Source organism: Streptomyces sp. NPDC101118 (genome assembly GCF_044759445.1).
Taxonomy (GTDB): domain Bacteria; phylum Actinomycetota; class Actinomycetes; order Streptomycetales; family Streptomycetaceae; genus Streptomyces.
In genome coordinates, this window is sequence record NZ_JBIVZG010000006.1 from 254,124 (window position 1) to 271,291 (window position 17,168).

Sequence of the window (17,168 nt, forward strand, 5' to 3'; positions counted from 1 at the left end):
CTGCGACGGCCTGGAGACCCACCTTGAGCGATCCGTACGAGACAACCGAGGCGCACCTCGAGCGACTCCTCGGCCGCGCCCTCAACTCCTACGACCTGCCCGACCGGCTGGTCGAGCGCCTCGGCACGGCGCTCGCCCACAGCTCAGCCCTGCACTCCTCGCACCACAGCTCGGTGACCGGGCTGCACCGCGAGACCTTCCGGCACACCTACCTCCTGTCCGACGGCGAGGCGGTCTCCCTGTGGGAGCTGGCGTACCGCGCGCCGGGCACGGGCCGGACCGAGCACGAGGTGTTCGCGAGCAAGGCGGACCTCTGCCTGGCCACGAACCGGCTCTTCGGCGAGCAGTTCGACGTGGCGACGGCGGTGGCGGAGGACCCGGACGCGCCGGACGACACGGAGGACGACCTCGCGGTGCTCGGGGCGCTGTTCGCCCGGCCCGGCCTGCCGCGGCAGCGCCGGATGTACGCCGTGGACGAGTCCGCGGACCACGCGCGCCGGGTGCTGCGGCGCGCGGAGAACCCGGACCGGCCGGGTCCGGCGGTGGGGCGGCTGCTGGCCTCGGCGTACGCGCACCAGATCACCCAGGCGTTCGGGAGCCGGCAGTGCCTGGCGGACGGCCGGGACGCCGGGTTCACGCTGTACGAGCACGCGTTCGTGCTGCTGGACGGCACGGAGTTCAGCCTGTGGGAGGTCGAGCACACGGCCACGCCCGACGGGCGGCACATGTGCGAGGTGTACACGAGCGAGCAGGCGGCCCGCGGGGCGATGGAGCTGCGGGCCCGGGTGCGCTGAACCGGCCTGGCGGTTCGTCAGGCCGGCTTCGACAGGGGGCGGTCCAAGGGAAGTTCGGTGGTGACGGTGACCGCCGCGGGGTCCAGGTCCGCGGGCGTGGGCATCGCGCTGCCGGGCAGCCGGACCGCCGCCGCGCCGTGCGCGAGGGCCGAGGCGAGGGCGTCGGGGCCCCGGCCGCCGGCGAGCAGGAAGCCGGCCAGGGCGGCGTCGCCGGCCCCGACGTCGCTGCGGACCGCGGTGACGGAGGCGGTGCCGTAGTACGTACCGCCCGCCTCCAGCAGCAGCTGCCCGTCGGCGCCGAGGCTGGCCAGGACGGCCGCGGCGCCGCGGTCGCGGAGTTCGCGGGCGGCGGCGACGGCGTCGCCGACCGTGATGAGCTGCCGGCCGGTGGCCTCGGCGAGTTCGTGGGCGTTCGGCTTCACCACGTCCGGGCGGGCCGGGAGGGCGGCGAGCAGGGCGGGGCCCGCGGTGTCGAGGGCGACGCGGGCGCCGGCGTCGTGCGCGCGGGTGACCAGGTCGGCGTACCACCCGACGGGCAGTCCGCCCGGCAGGCTGCCGCAGCAGGCGATCCAGTCGGCGTCGGCGGCCTGGTGCCGGACGGTGCCGAGGAGGAGGTCGGCCTCGGCGGTGGTGAGCGACGGCCCGGCCGCGTTGATCTTGGTGAGGGTACCGTCGGGCTCGGCCACGGAGATGTTGGAGCGGGTCTGGCCGGCGATGGTCACCGCCGTCACGTCGATGCCCTGGCCGCCGAGGAGTTCGGCGATGAGGGTGCCGGGCGGGCCGCCGAGCGGGAGGACGGCGACGGTCCGGCCGCCGGCGGCGGCGACGGCGCGGGAGACGTTGACGCCCTTGCCCCCGGGGTCGACCCGGTCGGCGGTCGCGCGGAGCACGGCACCGCGTTCGAGGGCCGCGACCTCGTAGGTGCGGTCCAGGGAGGGGTTGGGCGTGACGGTCAGGATCATACGAGTGCGACTTCCGTACCGGCGGCCTCGATGGCCGCCTGTTGGGCGCGGTCCAGGCCCGCGTCGGTGATGAGCAGGTCGACGTCCGCGAAGCCGCCGAAGCGGGCGAAGTGCTCCTGCCCGGCCTTGGCGGAGTCGGCGAGGAGGACCACGCGGCGCGCGGCGTGCAGCGCGGCGGCCTTGACGGCGGCCTCGGCGAGGTCGGGGGTGGTCAGGCCCCGTTCTGCGCTGAAGCCGTTGGTGGCGAGGAAGGCGACGTCGGCGCGGATCTCGGCGTACGCGCGCAGCGCCCAGGCGTCGACGGCGGCCCGGGTGCGCTGGCGCACGCGGCCGCCGACCAGGTGGAGGTCGATGCCGGTGTGGGCGGCGAGGCGGGCGGCGACCGGCAGGGCGTGGGTGACCACGGTGAGCGCGGAGTCGACGGGGATGGCGGCGGCCAGCCTGGCGGTGGTCGAGCCGGCGTCGAGGATGACGCTGCCCCCGTCGGGGAGTTCGGCGAGGGCCGCACGGGCGATGCGGTCCTTCTCGTCGGCGGCGGTGGCCTCGCGCTCGGTGAGGTCGGGCTCGAAGTCGAGGCGGCCGGCGGGGATGGCGCCCCCGTGGACGCGGCGGAGGAGGCCGGCCCGGTCGAGGGCCTTGAGGTCGCGGCGTACGGTCTCGGCGGTGACCTGGAACTCCTCGGCCAGGGAGAGCACGTCCACGCGGCCCGCCGCACGGGCGAGGCGGAGGATCTCCTGCTGGCGCTCCGGAGCGTACATGGGGGTTTTGAGTCCGTTCGATGCCCGAATGCGTGGATTCGGGGCCAGGCTACCGGCCCACGGGGAACAGAACAAACGAAACGGACATACCCGCCCCATGTCGGGCGGGTATGTCCGTGGTGCGTGCGGGACCGGCCGGGCCGGCGTCACGCTCAGCCGGCGGGGACCTTCACCGGCTCGCCGGTGCCGGCGGTGTCCTCGGCGCCGGCATCGAGCGCGCCGGCCTCGGCCTCGTGGGCGATGCCCTGCTTCTGCCGCGGCGGCAGCAGGAACATCACCGCGAAGATGAGGGCCAGGACGCCCAGCACGTACCAGAGGGCGGTCTGGTAGCCCTCGACGAACGCCGTGCCCGGGCCGGCCTCGGGCAGCTTGTCGTCGATGACGGTGAAGAAGACCACCGAGACCAGGGCGAGGCCGAGCGCGTTGCCCACCTGACCCATGGTGTTGATCAGGCCGGAGGCGGAGCCCGCGTGCTCACGCGGCACGTCGGCGAGCACCGCGTCCGTCAGCGGGGCGACGATGAGGCCCATGCCCAGGCCCATGACGACCAGCGGGAGGGCCATCTGCCAGGAGTGGATGGCGAGGCCGTAGCGGTTCGCCTCCCAGATGTAGATCAGGATGCCGACGGCCATGGTCAGCGCACCCGCCTGGAGGACCTTGCGGCCGAAGCGCGGGACCAGCTTCTGCACGGAGATGCCCGCGGCCACGGAGACGGCCAGGGAGAAGGGGATGCCCGTGACGCCGGCGTGCAGCGGGGTCCAGCCCAGACCGATCTGCATGTAGAGGGTCCAGCAGAGGAAGAAGATGCCGAGCGCGATGCCGAAGGTCAGCTGGACCGCGATGCCGCCCGCAAAGCTCTTGATCTTGAAGAGGGAGAGCTCCACCAGCGGGGAGCCGTCCTTCCTGGTCTTGTACCGCTCGTACGCGATGAAGGCGGCGAAGACGAAGGGGGTGGCCCCCATCGAGATGAAGCCCCACAGCGGCCAGTCCGCCTCGCGGCCGTGCGTGAGGGGATAGATCAGCATGACCAGGCCGAGGGTGACCATCACGACGCCGACCAGGTCGAGGCGCAGCGCCTTGGGGGCCTTGGACTCGGTGATGAAGCGGTAGCCCAGGAGCAGACCGGCGATGCCGACGGGCAGGTTGATCAGGAAGATCGGGCGCCATTCGAGGCCGAAGAGGTTCCACTCGGTGAGCAGCGCGCCGAGCATCGGGCCGGAGACGGCGCCGAGGCCGACGATCGCGCCGAACATGCCGAAGACCTTGCCGCGCTCGTGCGGCGGGAAGGTGACGTGGATGATCGCGAGCACCTGCGGGACCATCAGGGCCGCCATGCCGCCCTGGAGGATCCGGGAGGCGACGAGCATCTCGGGGCTGGCCGCGAAGCCGCAGAGCGCGGAGGCGGCGGTGAAGCCCGCGATGCCGACGAGGAACAGCCGCTTGCGGCCGTAGATGTCACCGAGACGGCCACCGGTGATCAGGCCGGCGGCGAAGGCGAGGGCGTATCCCGCGGTGATCCACTGGATCGCGGTGTCGGACGCGCCGAACTCCGTCTTCATGCTGGGCAGCGCGATGTTGACGATCGTGACGTCGACCAGGTCCATGAAGGCCGCGGTCATGACGATGGCCAGCGCGAACCAGCGCCGACGGTCGCCGGCGTCGCCGGCTATGTTCTCGGGTTCCGCCCCCGACTGGGGCGTCTTCTTCATCTCGGTGCTCATGGGGGAACCGTAGACTGCGAGTAGGACAGATCGTGTCCTATTTCCCGGGGAACCTGGATTCCATGACCGATACACCCGCACGCCTGCTGACGTTGCTCTCGCTGTTGCAGACCCCCCGCGAATGGCCCGGCCGCGAGCTCGCGGAGCGGCTCGGGGTCAGCTCCCGGACGATCCGCCGCGACGTGGACCGGCTGCGGGCCCTGGGATACCCGGTCGAGGCCACGCTGGGCGCGGAGGGCGGGTACCGCCTGGTGGCCGGGGCCGCACTGCCCCCGCTGGTCCTCGACGACGAGGAGGCGGTGGCGATCGCGGTGGGGCTGCGGGCGGGGGCCGGGCACGCGATCGAGGGCGTCGAGGAGGCGTCCGTACGGGCCCTGGCCAAGCTGGAGCAGGTGCTGCCGGCGCGGCTCCGGCACCGGGTCGGCACCCTCCAGGCCGCGACCGTGCCGCTGACCCGGGGCGACGGGGCGAGCATCGATCCGCACACCCTGACCGCGATCGCGGGTGCGGCCACCGCCCGGGAGCGGCTGCGCTTCGCGTACCGGGCGGGGGACGGGGCGGCCTCGAAGCGGCTGGTGGAGCCGTACCGGCTGGTGTCGACGGGGCGCCGCTGGTACCTGGCCGCCTACGACCTGGACCGGTCGGACTGGCGGACCTTCCGGGTGGACCGGGTGAGCGAGCCCTTCGCCACCGGGGCCCGGTTCACGCCGCGGGAGCTGCCGATGGGGGACGTGCTGGCGTTCGTGGCCCAGGCGGTACGGGGGCGGCAGGCCCCCGCGTACCGGGTGGACGTCTCCTTCGCGGCCACGGTCGAGCAGGTGGCGGCGGTGACGCCGGCCTGGGTGGGCGTACCGGAACCGGGCCCTGAGGGCACGGGCTCCCGGCTGCGCTTCGAGACCTCGGAGACGCTGGACTGGGTCGCGGTCCGGCTCGCGCTGACCGGCCTGCCCTTCACGATCCACTCGCCGGAGGCGCTGGTGGCGGCGGCGGGGGCGATGGGGGCGCGGCTGGCGGCGGGGGCCGGCACGGGGGCGGGCGAGGCGTCGTACGGAGCCCGGGAACGGGAGAGCCCCGGCACCTGGGGGGGATAGGTGCCGGGGCGGCAGGGGGGACGCCGGCCGCTCTAGGCGGCGGCGTCGAAGCCCGTGTCCCGGGCCATCTTCTTCAGTTCCAGCAGGGCGTGCTTCTCGATCTGCCGGATCCGCTCGCGGGTCAGTCCGTGCTGCTTGCCCACTTCTGTAAGGGTACGCTCCCGGCCGTCGTCGATGCCGTAACGCATCTTGATGATCGACGCGGTGCGCTGGTCGAGCTTGCCGATGAGGTCCTCCAGCTCCTCGCTGCGCAGCAGTGCCAGCACGGACTGCTCCGGGGAGATCGCCGAGGTGTCCTCCAGCAGGTCGCCGAACTGGGTCTCGCCCTCGTCGTCGACGGACATGTTGAGGCTGACCGGGTCACGCGCCCAGTCCAGTACGTCGCCCACGCGCTGCTCGGTCGAGCCCAGCTCGGCCGCGATCTCCGCGTGCTCCGGGTCGCGGCCCTTCTCGCGGTTGAACTCGCGCTGGACGCGGCGGATGCGGCCCAGCTCCTCGACCAGGTGGACGGGGAGACGGATCGTGCGGGACTGGTCCGCGATGGAGCGGGTGATCGCCTGGCGGATCCACCAGGTCGCGTACGTGGAGAACTTGAAGCCCTTGGTGTAGTCGAACTTCTCCACCGCCCGCACCAGGCCCGCGTTGCCCTCCTGGATCAGGTCGAGCAGCGGCAGTCCGCTGCGCGGGTAGCGGCGCGCCACGGCGACGACCAGGCGGAGGTTGGACCGGATGAAGACTTCCTTGGCCCGCTCACCGGCGTCGGCCAGTGCCTGGAGCTCCTCGCGGGATGCCCCGGCGGCCCCGCCGTCCGTGCTCTCGGTGTCCTGCCCGTCCTCGTCGAGGATCTGCCGGGCGTACACGCCCGCCTCGATGATCTGGGAGAGCTCCACTTCCCTGGCGGCGTCGAGCAGCGGGGTGCGAGCGATCTCGTCCAGATACATGCCGACCAGGTCTCGGTCGGCGATTTCCCCGCTTACGGCGCGAACGGTGTTGGCCGTGTCGGACTGACGACGGGCGACGGCGCGGGTTGCCATGCGTGCTCCCTTGCGATGAGTTCGGTCGCGGTGCGGCTGGTGCGGCTCTGTCCGGGTGCCTTGACACTCTCCCGAGTGGCTGCATCCGAAGGAAACAACGACCGGAATCGGGACAGAATTCCCACGCCGCGCCCCATTTTCGAGATCTTGCAGTATCCTGCCCCGCCTCCACAGGGGCCGGACGCCGCCAGACCACGAAGAGGCGCAGGTCAGGCCGGGAGCGGCGGCCGAGCCGGAGGCCCCGCGGACACCCGAGACCCCGCTCCGATGAGACAGGCGTCACACTCGGCGCGGCGCGGGTCCGCCGCCCGGGCGACGCTGCCCGCACCTGCTCCCACACCCCCGAAGACGGCCGGAGCCACGTCCTGGTTGCCTGCGTGTACCCCCGGATCGCCCCGCCACCCTAGGACCGCCACCCGTCCGGGTGACTACATGACCATTCCTCCGGCATATGCGGCCTCCCTCCCCTACCGTCCGGGTGTCGCTTGTGGCAGCGGGCCACCGACGCCCACACTTGAGGAGGAGGTGCCGCCCCATGACCGCTCTCGCGCACGAGCACGACGCTCCCGAAGCGAAGACGCCGCATCAGGACCTGGACGAGGTCCTGTGGCAGGCCTGGAAGGCGATGGAACTCCCCGAGGGCTACCGCGCGGAGATCGTCGAGGGGTTCATCGAGGTGTCGCCCACGGGTCGCTACTCGCACGGCCGGATCGTCAACCGTCTGCGCGACAGACTGAGTACGTTCCTGGCGGGTTCGGAGTACGCCGCACGCCAGGACATGAACGTGATCCACGGCCGGAAGGTCTGGATCCCGGACGTGTTCGTCCTTTCCGAGGACGACGACGGACAGTACGTCACGGAGGACGGTCTCGGAGTCGACGCGTCCGCCGTTCCACTCGTCGTCGAGGTGGTCTCTCCCGGCCACGACAGCACGGCTCGCGACCGGGTCCGCAAGCGCCGCGCCTATGCCCGGGCCGGGATCCCCGTGTACGTGCTGGTCGACGACTACGACGGCCACGGCACCGTCAGCGTGCTGACCTCGCCCATTCCGGGCGAGGCCCGCTACACCGGGGAGCTGCGGGTCCAGTACGGCTCCGAGGTGGTCATCCCCGAGGGCCCCGCCAAGGGCTTCGTGATCGACGAGGCGATCACCGGACCGCCGCGGAACGCGATCGGCTAGGCATCGTCAGCCGAACTGGACGGAGCGCTTCGCCAGGCCCATCCAGAAGCCGTCGATGACGTCCCGGCGGGCCGTCAGGTCGCCGGCGGCGTCGGCCGCGCCGAGGGTGACGAAGAGCGGGGCGAAGTGCTCCGTGCGCGGGTGGGCCAGGCGGCCGGACGGGGACTTGTGCTCGAAGTCCAGCAGCGCGTCCACGTCCCCGGCGGCCAGCGCCTCGTGGCCCCAGCTGTCGAACTCCGCCGACCAGGCCGGCACCCCGGGGCCCGAGTGGCGCAGCGCGGCCAGGTTGTGGGTGAAGAAGCCGCTGCCGACGATCAGGACGCCCTCGTCGCGGAGCGGCGCGAGCCTGCGGCCGACCTCCATGAGGGCGCGCGGGTCGAGGGTGGGCAGGGAGATCTGGAGCACGGGGACGTCCGCCTCCGGGAACATCTCGACGAGCGGGACGTACGCGCCGTGGTCGAGGCCCCGGTCCGGGATGTCCTGTACGGGGGTGCCCGGGGCCCGCAGCAGCTTCCGGACGGCCTCCGCGAGCCCGGGGGCGCCCGGGGCGTCGTACCGGACCCGGTAGTAGTGCTCGGGGAAGCCCCAGAAGTCGTAGACGAGCGGGACGGTCTCGGTGGCGCCCAGCGCGAGGGGCGCCTCCTCCCAGTGGGCGGAGACCATCAGGATCGCGCGGGGACGCGGCAGGTCCGCGGACCAGGCGGCCAGCTGGCCCGGCCAGACCGGGTCGTCGGCCAGGGGCGGGGCGCCGTGGCTGAGGTAGAGGGCGGGCATGCGTTCCGGGGCGGTGGTCATGTGACCAGCGTAGACCCGTTTAGTTCAAATTTGAAGAAGATAGTTCGAATTTGAAGATGTTGCGGGTGTTGCGGCGGAGGTCCGGGCAGCCGTCCGCCCCGGCCACCGTCAGGTGTGGCCGGGGCGGACGGGTCAAGGGGTACCCATGCCCGGAGGGCGTCAGTCGCGCCGTCGCCCGGTCAGTGGGCGATCACCGGCACCTGCGGCTCGGAGCCCTCGGCCGCGCCAGAACCGGCCACCGTGCCGGCGGCGCCCGGCCGGCCCGTGTTGATCATCGTGAAGGCGATCGCCGCGGAGGCCACGAGGATGCCCACGGCCCACCAGATCGCGCTGGAGTAGCCGTGCACCATGGCCTCGGCCTGGAGCGCCAGGGCGGCCTGCTTGCCGCCCGCCGCCTCGGCGGCGTGGGAGACGAGGTACTCGGTGGTCGCGGAGGCGGCGATGGTGTTCAGCAGCGCCGTGCCGATCGCGCCGCCGACCTGCTGCGAGGTGTTGACCATCGCGGACGCGACACCGGCGTCGACCGGGGCGACCCCGTGCGTGGCCAGCGACATCGCCGGCATGAAGGCCATGCCCATGCCGAGGCCCAGCAGCAACTGCGCCGGCAGGATCAGCGCCGGGTAGGAGGAGCCGACCTCGAGCTGGGTCAGCAGCAGCATGCCCACGGCGGCGGTCAGGAAGCCCGGCCCCATCAGCAGGCGCGGGGCGACCCGGGTCATCAGGCGCGCGCCGATCTGCGTGGAGCCCGTGATCATGCCCGCGATCATCGGGAGGAAGGCGAAGCCGGTCTTGACCGGGGAGTAGCCCTTCACGACCTGGAGGTAGTACGTCAGGAAGAGGAAGAGCCCGAACATCGCGATGACGGCGAGGCCGAGGGAGAGGTACACGCCACCGCGGTTGCGCTCGGTCAGCACGCGCAGCGGCAGCAGCGGCGAGCGGACCTTGGCCTCGGTGAACACGAACGCGGCCAGCAGGACGGCGGAGGCCACGAACAGACCCAGCGTCAGGCCGTCCGTCCAGCCCGCGGACTCGGCGCGGGTGAAGCCGTACACCAGGGAGACGAGGCCGAGGGTGGAGAGGACCACGCCCGGGATGTCGAGCGACGCGCGGTTGCGGCCGCCCTTGGGCTCGTGGATCACGAAGTACGCGCCGACGGCGGCCACGATCGCGAAGGGGATGTTGACGAAGAAGGTCCAGCGCCAGTTGAGGTACTCGGTGAGGAAGCCGCCGAGGATCAGGCCCACGGCGCCGCCACCGCCGGCGATCGCGCCGTAGATGCCGAACGCCTTGGCGCGCTCCTTGCCGTCGGTGAACATCACCGCGAGGAGGGACAGCGCGGCGGGCGCGAGCAGCGCACCGAAGGCGCCCTGGAGCGCGCGGGCACCGAGCATCATGGCCTCACCGGTGGCCGCGCCGCCGAGGGCGGAGGCCGCGGCGAAGCCGATCAGGCCGGTGACGAAGGTCCGCTTGCGGCCCCACAGGTCGGAGATGCGGCCGCCGAACAGCAGCAGACCGCCGAAGGCCAGGGCGTACGCGGTGATGACCCACTGCCGGTTGGCGTCGGAGATGCCGAGGTCCTGCTGGGCGGAGGGGAGCGCGATGTTCACGATCGTCGCGTCGAGCACGACCATCAGCTGGGCGAGCGCGATGAAGACGAGCGCCTTCCAGCGGCTGGGGTCGGCCTGCGGGAGGCCGCCGGGGGCCGGGGACGGGGCTGTTTTGGACATGGGGGTACCCACTTCGTGATGCGGATCGGGAAGAAACCCGAGGAAAAGGGCGAGTTGAAGGTTCGGGCTCGGTGGAGGTCAGACCGGTGACCAGCCGCTAGGAGGTCGGCGTCATACGGACTCGCCCCGGGTCGTCTCGGGGCGCCTCAGGTCGTCGAGCGTGGCCGCCATGCCCGGGAGTTCGGAGCGGGCCGGCGCGCGCAGTCCGTCTAGGAAGATCTGCAGGTGGCGGTGGACGTAGCGGTCGAACGACAGACAGCCGCTGCCCGGCAGCGGGCGGCTGAGCTGGGAGAGGGCCACCATCAGGTCGCCGACGGCCACGTCCGTACGCAGCAGACCGGCGTCCCGGCCCTCGGCCATCACCCGCTCGACCGCGCACTCCAGGCGGTCGCGCGCGGCCAGGAGCTCGGGGTGCTCGCGGTCGAAGCCGTCGGAGAGCATCGGGCACAGGGCACCGATCCGCTCGTCGGCGGCCGAGTGGACGAAGCGGCGGAGCGCGGCGAAGGCGTCGGGCTCCTCGGCGCGGGCGGTCTCGACCTGGTCGGCCACCCGGTCCATCACGTACAGGACGACGTGGTGGACGAGGAGCTTCCGGTCGGGGAAGTGGCGGTAGAGCGTGGCGTTCCCGATGCCGGCCCGGCGGGCGATCTCGTCCAGCGGGGCGTCGGACCCGTGCTCCACGAAGACCTCGCGGGCGGCGACCAGGATGCGCTCGCGGTTGCGCAGGGCGTCGGCGCGGGGGCGGGGGACGCGGGTGGGCGGGCCCGCCTGGCCCGTACTGCCGATGTCCATGACTGGCGCCTGCACGGCGTCCTCCTCGCTTGTTCCGGCTCCTCCCCCGTGCCGTACCCGCGGCGAACGAAACCGGGGAACGACTCCCCGCTTCGGGGACAGTCATGCAAACGGGGAGGGAGTCCCCGCTTATTTCACTCGCTGGTGTGACCTGAGTCACACCCCACCCCACGTTCGGACGCCTCCGGCGAGCGGGCTCGCGAGCGGCGGCAGAGGGTGATCGCACAGGCGCCATCCGGGACGGGCCGGGCGGCCGACGAGGCACGAGGGCGGCGGCATGGCGCAGATCCGGCACCGCATATGCAGACACCGCCGCGCCAGTGCGTACATCGGCCTCACCGCACTGGCACTCGGAGTCACCGCAACCGCGAGCACCGGCATCTCCGAGCACGGCCACTCGTCCCCGGGCCCCGTGGCCGCCGCGAACGAGTCGGCGACCCTCGCACCCTGCCGGATCTCCGGCTCGATGGGCGTCCAGATGTCCGAAGGGCTGCCCACCCCGCCCGGGTACTCGCGCTCCACGGGCGAGGTGCGGGCGCTGAACCTGATGGTCGACTTCCCCGACGCCAAGGGCGAGGGGACCGCGGCGGACCGGCTCGCCGAGTTCTTCCCGCAGACCTCGGACTGGTTCCGCACCAGCTCGTACGGGCGGCTCGCCTACCTGCCCGAGGCGCCGCTGCGGGAGTGGCTGCGGATGCCGATGCCGTTCGCCGCGTACGGGATCGAGCGCGGCGCCCCGTACGAGCCGGGCTACCGGCAGCTGGTCCAGCACATCGTGGCCGCGGCGGACGACGAGGTGGACTTCAGCAGGTACGACCTGGTCAACATCCTGGTCACGCCGAACGCGGGGCCCTCGGCGCTGGACACCGTGCTGTCGGTGACCTTCTCGGGGAACACGGACGCGCCGGTGGCGGACGGGGTGCCGCTCGCGAACACCTCGTTCGTCTACAGCCGCCAGGACGACGGCTCGGGCTCGTACCGCGAGACCGGCTACCGGGTGCTGCCGCACGAGAACGGCCACGTCTTCGGGCTGCCCGACCTCTACACCGCGGACGGCGGCGGGGCCGTCGGGCACTGGGACATCATGTCCGAGGACTGGGGCGCCAACAACGACCTGCTGGGCTGGCACAAGTGGAAGCTGGGCTGGCTGGACGCGTCACAGATCAGCTGCGCCTCGAAGGCGGGGACGAGCGACCACGTCCTGTCGCCGCTGGCGGTGGCGGGCGGCACGAAGCTGGCCTTCGTACCGACGTCGGAGTCGGCGGGGTACGCGGTGGAGGTGCGGACGCGGGCCGGGAACGACGAGGCGGTCTGCAAGCCCGGCGTACTGATCTACAAGGTGGACTCGGACGTGGACACGGGGCGCGGGCCCGTGACGGTCTCGGACAGCACCCGCGACAGCGGGGGCTGCACGCGCCGCCCGAACGTCCACGCGGAGCTGTCGGACGCCCCCTTCTCGCCGGGCGAGACCTTCACGGACGACGAGGCCGGCATCTCGATCTCCGTGGTCGGCCAGCTCCGCACCGGGGCGTACCAGGTGCGCGTGACGCGGCCTTGAGGGTGGTCGCTCCGGCGGGTGGCGGCGGGTGGCCGCCACCCGCCGGGGTCACGACGGGACGTGGACGCCGTACGGACCGGGAGCGGTGACGGGTCCGGGTCGGGAGCCGTGACGGGTCTCCCGTCGGGAGCTGGGCCGGACCCCGGTCAGGAGCTGGGCCGGACCCCGGTCAGGAGCTGGGCCGCGACGCGCGGGAGCGCAGCCCGCCGTACAGGGCGCCGCCGCCGAGCACGGACAGCAGGCTCAGGGCCGCGACGCCGAGGGTGCCCTCCTCCGTACCGGTACGGGCGAGCTCGCCGGTGGTGCGCTGCGGGACCTCGACGGGGACCGGCTCCGGGAGCGGCCGGGGCGCGGCGGGCTGCTGCGGGCGGGAGGGGACGGGCGGCACGACCCGCGTCGTCGGCTCCTCGACCGGCGGCTGCTTCACGGGCTCGACGGGCTGCTGCGGCCGGACCGGCTCGGCGGGCTCGACCGGCTGCGCGGGGGTGTTCTCCGCGCCGTTGCCGAAGACGGGGTTGCCGACGCCCACCAGGTTCACGGAATTGCCGCTGGCGTTGACCGGCACCTTCACCGGGAGCTGGACGAGGTTCCCGGTGAGGACACCAGGAGAATCCTTCACGCTGCCGGACGTACTGGAGTCCCGCGCCGGCTTGCCGTCCTTCGCGCCCCCGCCCTTCTGCGCGCACGTGTTGCCGGCGGCCGGGTTGAGCAGCCCCGCCACGTTCACGGTGTTCCCGCACACCTGCACGGGGAGGCTCACCGGCAGCTGGATGCCGTTGCCGGACACGAGCCCGGGCGAACCGGCCGCCGAGCCGTCCGCGTGGGAGTCGGCACTGACCGGCCCCGCCAAGGCCATCACGCCTGACGCGGCCGCAATGGTGATCACGCTGTTCCGATTGGCCCGTCTCATCGGTCCCTGCCTTCCGGACGAGGTCGCGGCTACCCGCGGTCGACCGGTGAAACGCGAAGCGAACGGGCGGGGTTATGGCTTGTCAGCCGTTCGCCCGATGCGGCCACCGAACGGACGAGCGAACGGGCGGCGCGGCATCCTGCGCTCGCCGCCGTGCCCGTACGGCCAAGGCCGGCGCGTGGCGTACCGCACCTGGCCCGGTGCGGGGTACGGCAACCGGCCCTGGCACGGCGTACGGCACTTGGCTCCCGGCTCCCGGCTCCCGGCACGGCGTACCGCGCCCCGACGCCGGTGGCGGCGTACGGCACCCCGGCCGCGGTGCGGCGTACGGGGCACCATCCGGCCCCGGTGCGGCGTACGGCAGCACCCGGCCCCGCCCGCTCAGGCATCGGCCGCTCAGGCATCGGCCGGTCAGGCATCGGCCGCTCAGGCGTCGCCCGGTCAGGCATCGGCCGCTCAGGCGTCGGCCGACTGCCTGGCGGCAACTGCACTGAGCAGCGCGGCGCCGCGCTCCGCGTCGTCGACGCTCACGGCGAACTCGGCCCCCTTGCGCGGCCGGACGACCAGGCACTCACCGGACCGAAGCATGACGGTGGTGCCGAGTCCGCTCAGGCGGTAGCCCCAGCCGCCGACCTGCGCCGGGGAACGCGTCTCACAGCGCGCCGAGACGATGTCGCGGGCCGCCCAGCGACGCACCGGCCACCCGAGCGGGCCGAACGACACCTCCAGCCCGGCTTCGGTCACGCACGCCTGCACCGAGGAACACGCGAGCACGGCGAGCGAGGCGATCGCGAAGGGGGCGATCAGGCCCCACTGCACCCCGACCAGCCCGCCCGCACCCGCCACGGCGCCAGCTGCGGCAACCAGCCCCGTGACCGCCGCGACGAGGTGGAGCCAGGGGTTGGACGTACGGGAGAGCCAGACGCGCCGTTCGCCGGGCGGCAGCTCCATGACGTCGCCCGCGACGGGCTGCGGCGGCACGGCGGGAAGGGACGCGCGACGGACGGCCGGCCACCCGAGCGCGCCCGCCACCACGGCGGCGACCGCCGTGATCGCGACGCCCGCCCCGACCGAACCGGCGTCCCTCCAGTCCGTCCGGTCCAGGTTGGCCCGCACGACGCACGCCTGGACACCGGCCAGGAGCACCCCTCCGGACAGCAACGCGACACCGCCCCACGCCCCGGCCGACGCGCCCGCCCGCGGCCCGGCCAGAGCCGCCGCGAGAGCCAGGACGCCCCAGACCAGCACCGGGAAGGCGGCCGCCGCCCACAGGGGCATCGAGCCGTCCGGTCCACCCGCCCCCCAGTGGGTGGCGAGCCGCCCGGGCAGCCTCCCCCGCGCGACAACGGGCAGCGCCGCCAGGAAGACCGCCACCCCGGCCACCCAGGTCACCGCCGCCCACCGGGCGCCCCTCGTCTCCGTACGCACGATCACGAAAGCCCCCTGATCATCTCGATCACGTCGTCCCTGCCGTACCCGACCCGCGCCGCGTCGGCCACCAACTCACGGACCCGGTCCAGGAGCTGCGCCCGCTGATCGGCGGCCCCGGCCACGGTGATCCCCCGACCGCGCCGGAACTCCAGCACGCCCTCGTCGCGCAGGGCACGCAGGCCGCGGAGCACGGTGTTCGCGTTCACACCGAGCGCCCGCGACAGATCCCGCGCAGGAGGCAGCCGGTCGCCCGGCGCACACTCCCCCTCGGCAACGGCCCGCCGAATCGCCCCCGCAACCTGCTCGTGCAGCGGCCGACTGTCACTCGCGTCCAACTTCAGCAGCATGATGCCAATGAAACTAGCACCATCCACGCCATCCGGCTAAAGCGCCCGGCCCCCCACGCCCCGACCCAGCACGCACGTATTGCCGCCTGCGGATCATGCGCCACCCGCTACACTGACCGCGGTGGCCACGCCCTCACGGCCTGCCACCACGCCGTCCGCCTTCGTAGCTCAGGGGATAGAGCACCGCTCTCCTAAAGCGGGTGTCGCAGGTTCGAATCCTGCCGGGGGCACATGGGCGAAGGGCACCTACCGGTTCTGGTAGGTGCCCTTTGGTTTTTGAGGGGTTCAGCGGCAGAGGTTCAGGATGGTGCCGTCGAAGTCGGGGAACTCTTCGGTGGCCTGGGTGACGATCGAGGCTGCTGGTGCGCGGCTGTGCGGGGCGTACTGCTCGGCGATGGTTGCCAGGGCCTGGATGCGGTGTGGGGCCCAGTCGGGGTCGGCGCCGTACGAGGCTGCCGCTTCCCAGGGGCCGTAGCCGTCGGCCAGCAGCCAGAGGAAGGCGCCGAGGTCGCGGGCGACCACTGCGGTCTCGCCCTCGGAGCCGAGGAAGACGACGGGCTGGTCGGCCAGCTCCTGGCCCGGGCGGGCCAGCCAGAACGCCGCGTAGCCGCCGGTGCCGTCCTGGCCGAAGACGCGGAAGGCGTCGCCGTCGAGGTCGTCGTTGCCCGTCCACGCGCGGAACCAGTCCGTCGTCTCGTCGGCGCTCAGGAAGGACTCGTGGGGTTCGAAGTCGACCCCGTCCTCGCCGATGCGGTCGAGCCGGACCGCCATGGCCGCGGCGAGCGCGGCGGGGAAGTGGCGGTCGCCGTCGTGCGGGTTCGAGGTCGGGTTGGGGTTCGGGGCCGGGGACGGGGTCGTGATCACGCGAGCAGAGTGTAAGCGGCGGGTGCGGGCGGGCTGGTCGGGCCTTTGTGTTGCGGTGGCGGCCGTGGGTCGCTTGGGTGCGCTGTCGGGATGAACGTGCTGGTGGGGGCCTCAAGGGTGGGGCGTCCGGGCCGATGGAAGTGCTGATGGCTCGTGGCGCTCGGCCCGGTTCCGGGGAGCGTCCGGCCCTGGCCTGAAAGGGAGATGGGTGCGTTCTCCGTACGGAACGAAGTTGTGGCTGGGCCCGCTGCCACGGAGCGGGGCGTGGGTTGCCGGTGGCGCGCTGGCGTCGCTGGGGCTGGTGTTGGTGGGGCTCGTCGCGCCTGTGGCGAGTGCCGCGGGGGTGGCGGATGCGGCTGGTACTGCGGGTGCGGCTCGCGAGCGCGCCGCGGCCGCCGCCGCCGCTGTTGTGCTTCCGGCTGGTGGTGGGGGCGGGGGTGGCGGCGATGACTGCCGGCCGCGGAGGCCGGGGGTGCCGGACGGCCGGCCGCCGGGCCCGGTTCGGGTGGGCGTGAACCCCGGCCGTGGTGGTGGCGCCGGTGGTGGCGCCGGTGGTGGGGGTGGCGCGGCTGGTGTGGGTGGTGCCGTTGGTGCGGGTGGTGCCGTTGGTGCGGGTGGCGGTGGGGGCGAGTGCAAGGAGGGGCCTCCTGGGCCGCCCGGGCCGGCGGGCCCTGCGGGGCCTGTTGGTCCGGCGGGTCCTGTGGGACCGGTCGGCCCGGCTGGACCGCAGGGGGCTACCGGGCCTGCCGGAGTGCAGGGGCCCGTTGGTCCTGCTGGTGCGCAGGGGCCTGCCGGGCCGGTCGGGGCGACTGGAGCTACGGGTGCGGCGGGGCCGGCCGGCTTGCAGGGCGAGCCCGGTCCGGTCGGGGCTACGGGCGCCACCGGTGACACCGGAGCTCCGGGAGCTACCGGGGCCACGGGTGCGACCGGAGACCAGGGGCCTGCGGGTGCGGCGGGCGCCACCGGAGCCACGGGTGGCCAGGGGCCTGCGGGTGCCACTGGGGACACCGGAGCTCCGGGAGCTACGGGCGACCCCGGGGCTCCCGGGCCGACCGGGCCGACCGGAGCCACGGGTGCGACCGGAGACCAGGGGCCTGCGGGTCCGGCCGGCGCCACCGGAGCCACGGGTGGCCAGGGGCCTGCGGGTGCCACTGGGGACACCGGAGCTCCGGGAGCTACGGGCGACCCCGGGGCTCCCGGGCCG

15 protein-coding genes and 1 tRNA gene are annotated in these 17,168 nt (G+C 73.4%); 5 read left to right on the plus strand and 11 right to left on the minus strand.

Features of this window, described 5'->3' with window-relative positions; genetic code table 11:
• Window positions 1-23 precede the first annotated feature (23 nt).
• Entirely contained in the window at window positions 24-794 is a 771-nt protein-coding gene (locus ACIQUQ_RS13900; protein ID WP_403974999.1) for a DUF6227 family protein, read from the plus strand.
• 17 nt (window positions 795-811) lie between these two features.
• On the opposite strand, the gene pfkB is transcribed toward ACIQUQ_RS13900, so the two are convergent.
• From pfkB to ACIQUQ_RS13915, 3 genes are all read right to left on the minus strand, one after another.
• On the minus strand, window positions 812-1,756 hold the full coding sequence (gene pfkB / locus ACIQUQ_RS13905; RefSeq protein ID WP_403975002.1) for a 1-phosphofructokinase: 945 nt from the start codon (window positions 1,754-1,756) through the stop codon (window positions 812-814).
• Complete coding sequence (locus ACIQUQ_RS13910; RefSeq protein WP_403975004.1) at window positions 1,753-2,514, minus strand: DeoR/GlpR family DNA-binding transcription regulator; 762 nt, start codon at window positions 2,512-2,514, stop codon at window positions 1,753-1,755. The genes pfkB and ACIQUQ_RS13910 overlap by 4 nt, the downstream gene beginning before the upstream one ends.
• Before the next feature lie 152 nt (window positions 2,515-2,666).
• Window positions 2,667-4,223, minus strand: coding sequence for an MFS transporter (locus ACIQUQ_RS13915; RefSeq protein ID WP_403975139.1), 1,557 nt, complete (start codon window positions 4,221-4,223; stop codon window positions 2,667-2,669).
• Between the two features lie 74 nt (window positions 4,224-4,297).
• Between ACIQUQ_RS13915 and ACIQUQ_RS13920 the strand changes: the two genes are divergently transcribed.
• On the plus strand, window positions 4,298-5,326 hold the full coding sequence (locus tag ACIQUQ_RS13920) for a helix-turn-helix transcriptional regulator (protein ID WP_403975006.1): 1,029 nt from the start codon (window positions 4,298-4,300) through the stop codon (window positions 5,324-5,326).
• A 32-nt stretch (window positions 5,327-5,358) separates the two neighbouring features.
• Here ACIQUQ_RS13920 and ACIQUQ_RS13925 read toward each other — a convergent pair whose 3' ends face one another.
• Complete coding sequence (locus ACIQUQ_RS13925; protein WP_403975008.1) at window positions 5,359-6,360, minus strand: RNA polymerase sigma factor RpoD/SigA; 1,002 nt, start codon at window positions 6,358-6,360, stop codon at window positions 5,359-5,361.
• A 535-nt stretch (window positions 6,361-6,895) separates the two neighbouring features.
• Between ACIQUQ_RS13925 and ACIQUQ_RS13930 the strand changes: the two genes are divergently transcribed.
• Window positions 6,896-7,540, plus strand: a complete 645-nt coding sequence (locus tag ACIQUQ_RS13930; protein WP_403975011.1) for a Uma2 family endonuclease — start codon at window positions 6,896-6,898, stop codon at window positions 7,538-7,540.
• A 6-nt stretch (window positions 7,541-7,546) separates the two neighbouring features.
• On the opposite strand, the gene ACIQUQ_RS13935 is transcribed toward ACIQUQ_RS13930, so the two are convergent.
• From ACIQUQ_RS13935 to ACIQUQ_RS13945, 3 genes are all read right to left on the minus strand, one after another.
• Complete coding sequence (locus ACIQUQ_RS13935) at window positions 7,547-8,335, minus strand: dioxygenase (RefSeq protein WP_403975013.1); 789 nt, start codon at window positions 8,333-8,335, stop codon at window positions 7,547-7,549.
• A gap of 179 nt (window positions 8,336-8,514) precedes the next feature.
• Window positions 8,515-10,062 carry an MFS transporter gene (locus tag ACIQUQ_RS13940; protein ID WP_403975015.1) on the minus strand — a complete coding sequence of 516 codons (1,548 nt, stop codon included), beginning with the start codon at window positions 10,060-10,062 and terminating at the stop codon, window positions 8,515-8,517.
• A 111-nt stretch (window positions 10,063-10,173) separates the two neighbouring features.
• A complete protein-coding gene (locus tag ACIQUQ_RS13945; RefSeq protein ID WP_403975141.1) occupies window positions 10,174-10,854 on the minus strand; it encodes a TetR/AcrR family transcriptional regulator in 681 nt (226 codons plus the stop codon).
• A 277-nt stretch (window positions 10,855-11,131) separates the two neighbouring features.
• Between ACIQUQ_RS13945 and ACIQUQ_RS13950 the strand changes: the two genes are divergently transcribed.
• Window positions 11,132-12,412 carry a M6 family metalloprotease domain-containing protein gene (locus ACIQUQ_RS13950; protein WP_403975017.1) on the plus strand — a complete coding sequence of 427 codons (1,281 nt, stop codon included), beginning with the start codon at window positions 11,132-11,134 and terminating at the stop codon, window positions 12,410-12,412.
• 169 nt (window positions 12,413-12,581) lie between these two features.
• Here the strand turns inward: ACIQUQ_RS13950 and ACIQUQ_RS13955 are convergent, their stop codons facing one another.
• From ACIQUQ_RS13955 to ACIQUQ_RS13965, 3 genes are all read right to left on the minus strand, one after another.
• On the minus strand, window positions 12,582-13,298 hold the full coding sequence (locus ACIQUQ_RS13955) for a chaplin family protein (protein WP_403975019.1): 717 nt from the start codon (window positions 13,296-13,298) through the stop codon (window positions 12,582-12,584).
• Between the two features lie 480 nt (window positions 13,299-13,778).
• A complete protein-coding gene (locus tag ACIQUQ_RS13960) occupies window positions 13,779-14,750 on the minus strand; it encodes a DUF1648 domain-containing protein (RefSeq protein WP_403975143.1) in 972 nt (323 codons plus the stop codon).
• Between the two features lie 2 nt (window positions 14,751-14,752).
• On the minus strand, window positions 14,753-15,100 hold the full coding sequence (locus ACIQUQ_RS13965) for a GntR family transcriptional regulator (protein ID WP_403975021.1): 348 nt from the start codon (window positions 15,098-15,100) through the stop codon (window positions 14,753-14,755).
• A 157-nt stretch (window positions 15,101-15,257) separates the two neighbouring features.
• Between ACIQUQ_RS13965 and ACIQUQ_RS13970 the strand changes: the two genes are divergently transcribed.
• A tRNA-Arg gene (locus ACIQUQ_RS13970) sits at window positions 15,258-15,330 on the plus strand.
• Window positions 15,331-15,385: 55 nt separating this feature from the next.
• Here ACIQUQ_RS13970 and ACIQUQ_RS13975 read toward each other — a convergent pair.
• Window positions 15,386-15,871, minus strand: a complete 486-nt coding sequence (locus ACIQUQ_RS13975) for an SMI1/KNR4 family protein (protein WP_403975145.1) — start codon at window positions 15,869-15,871, stop codon at window positions 15,386-15,388.
• Window positions 15,872-17,168: the final 1,297 nt, after the last annotated feature.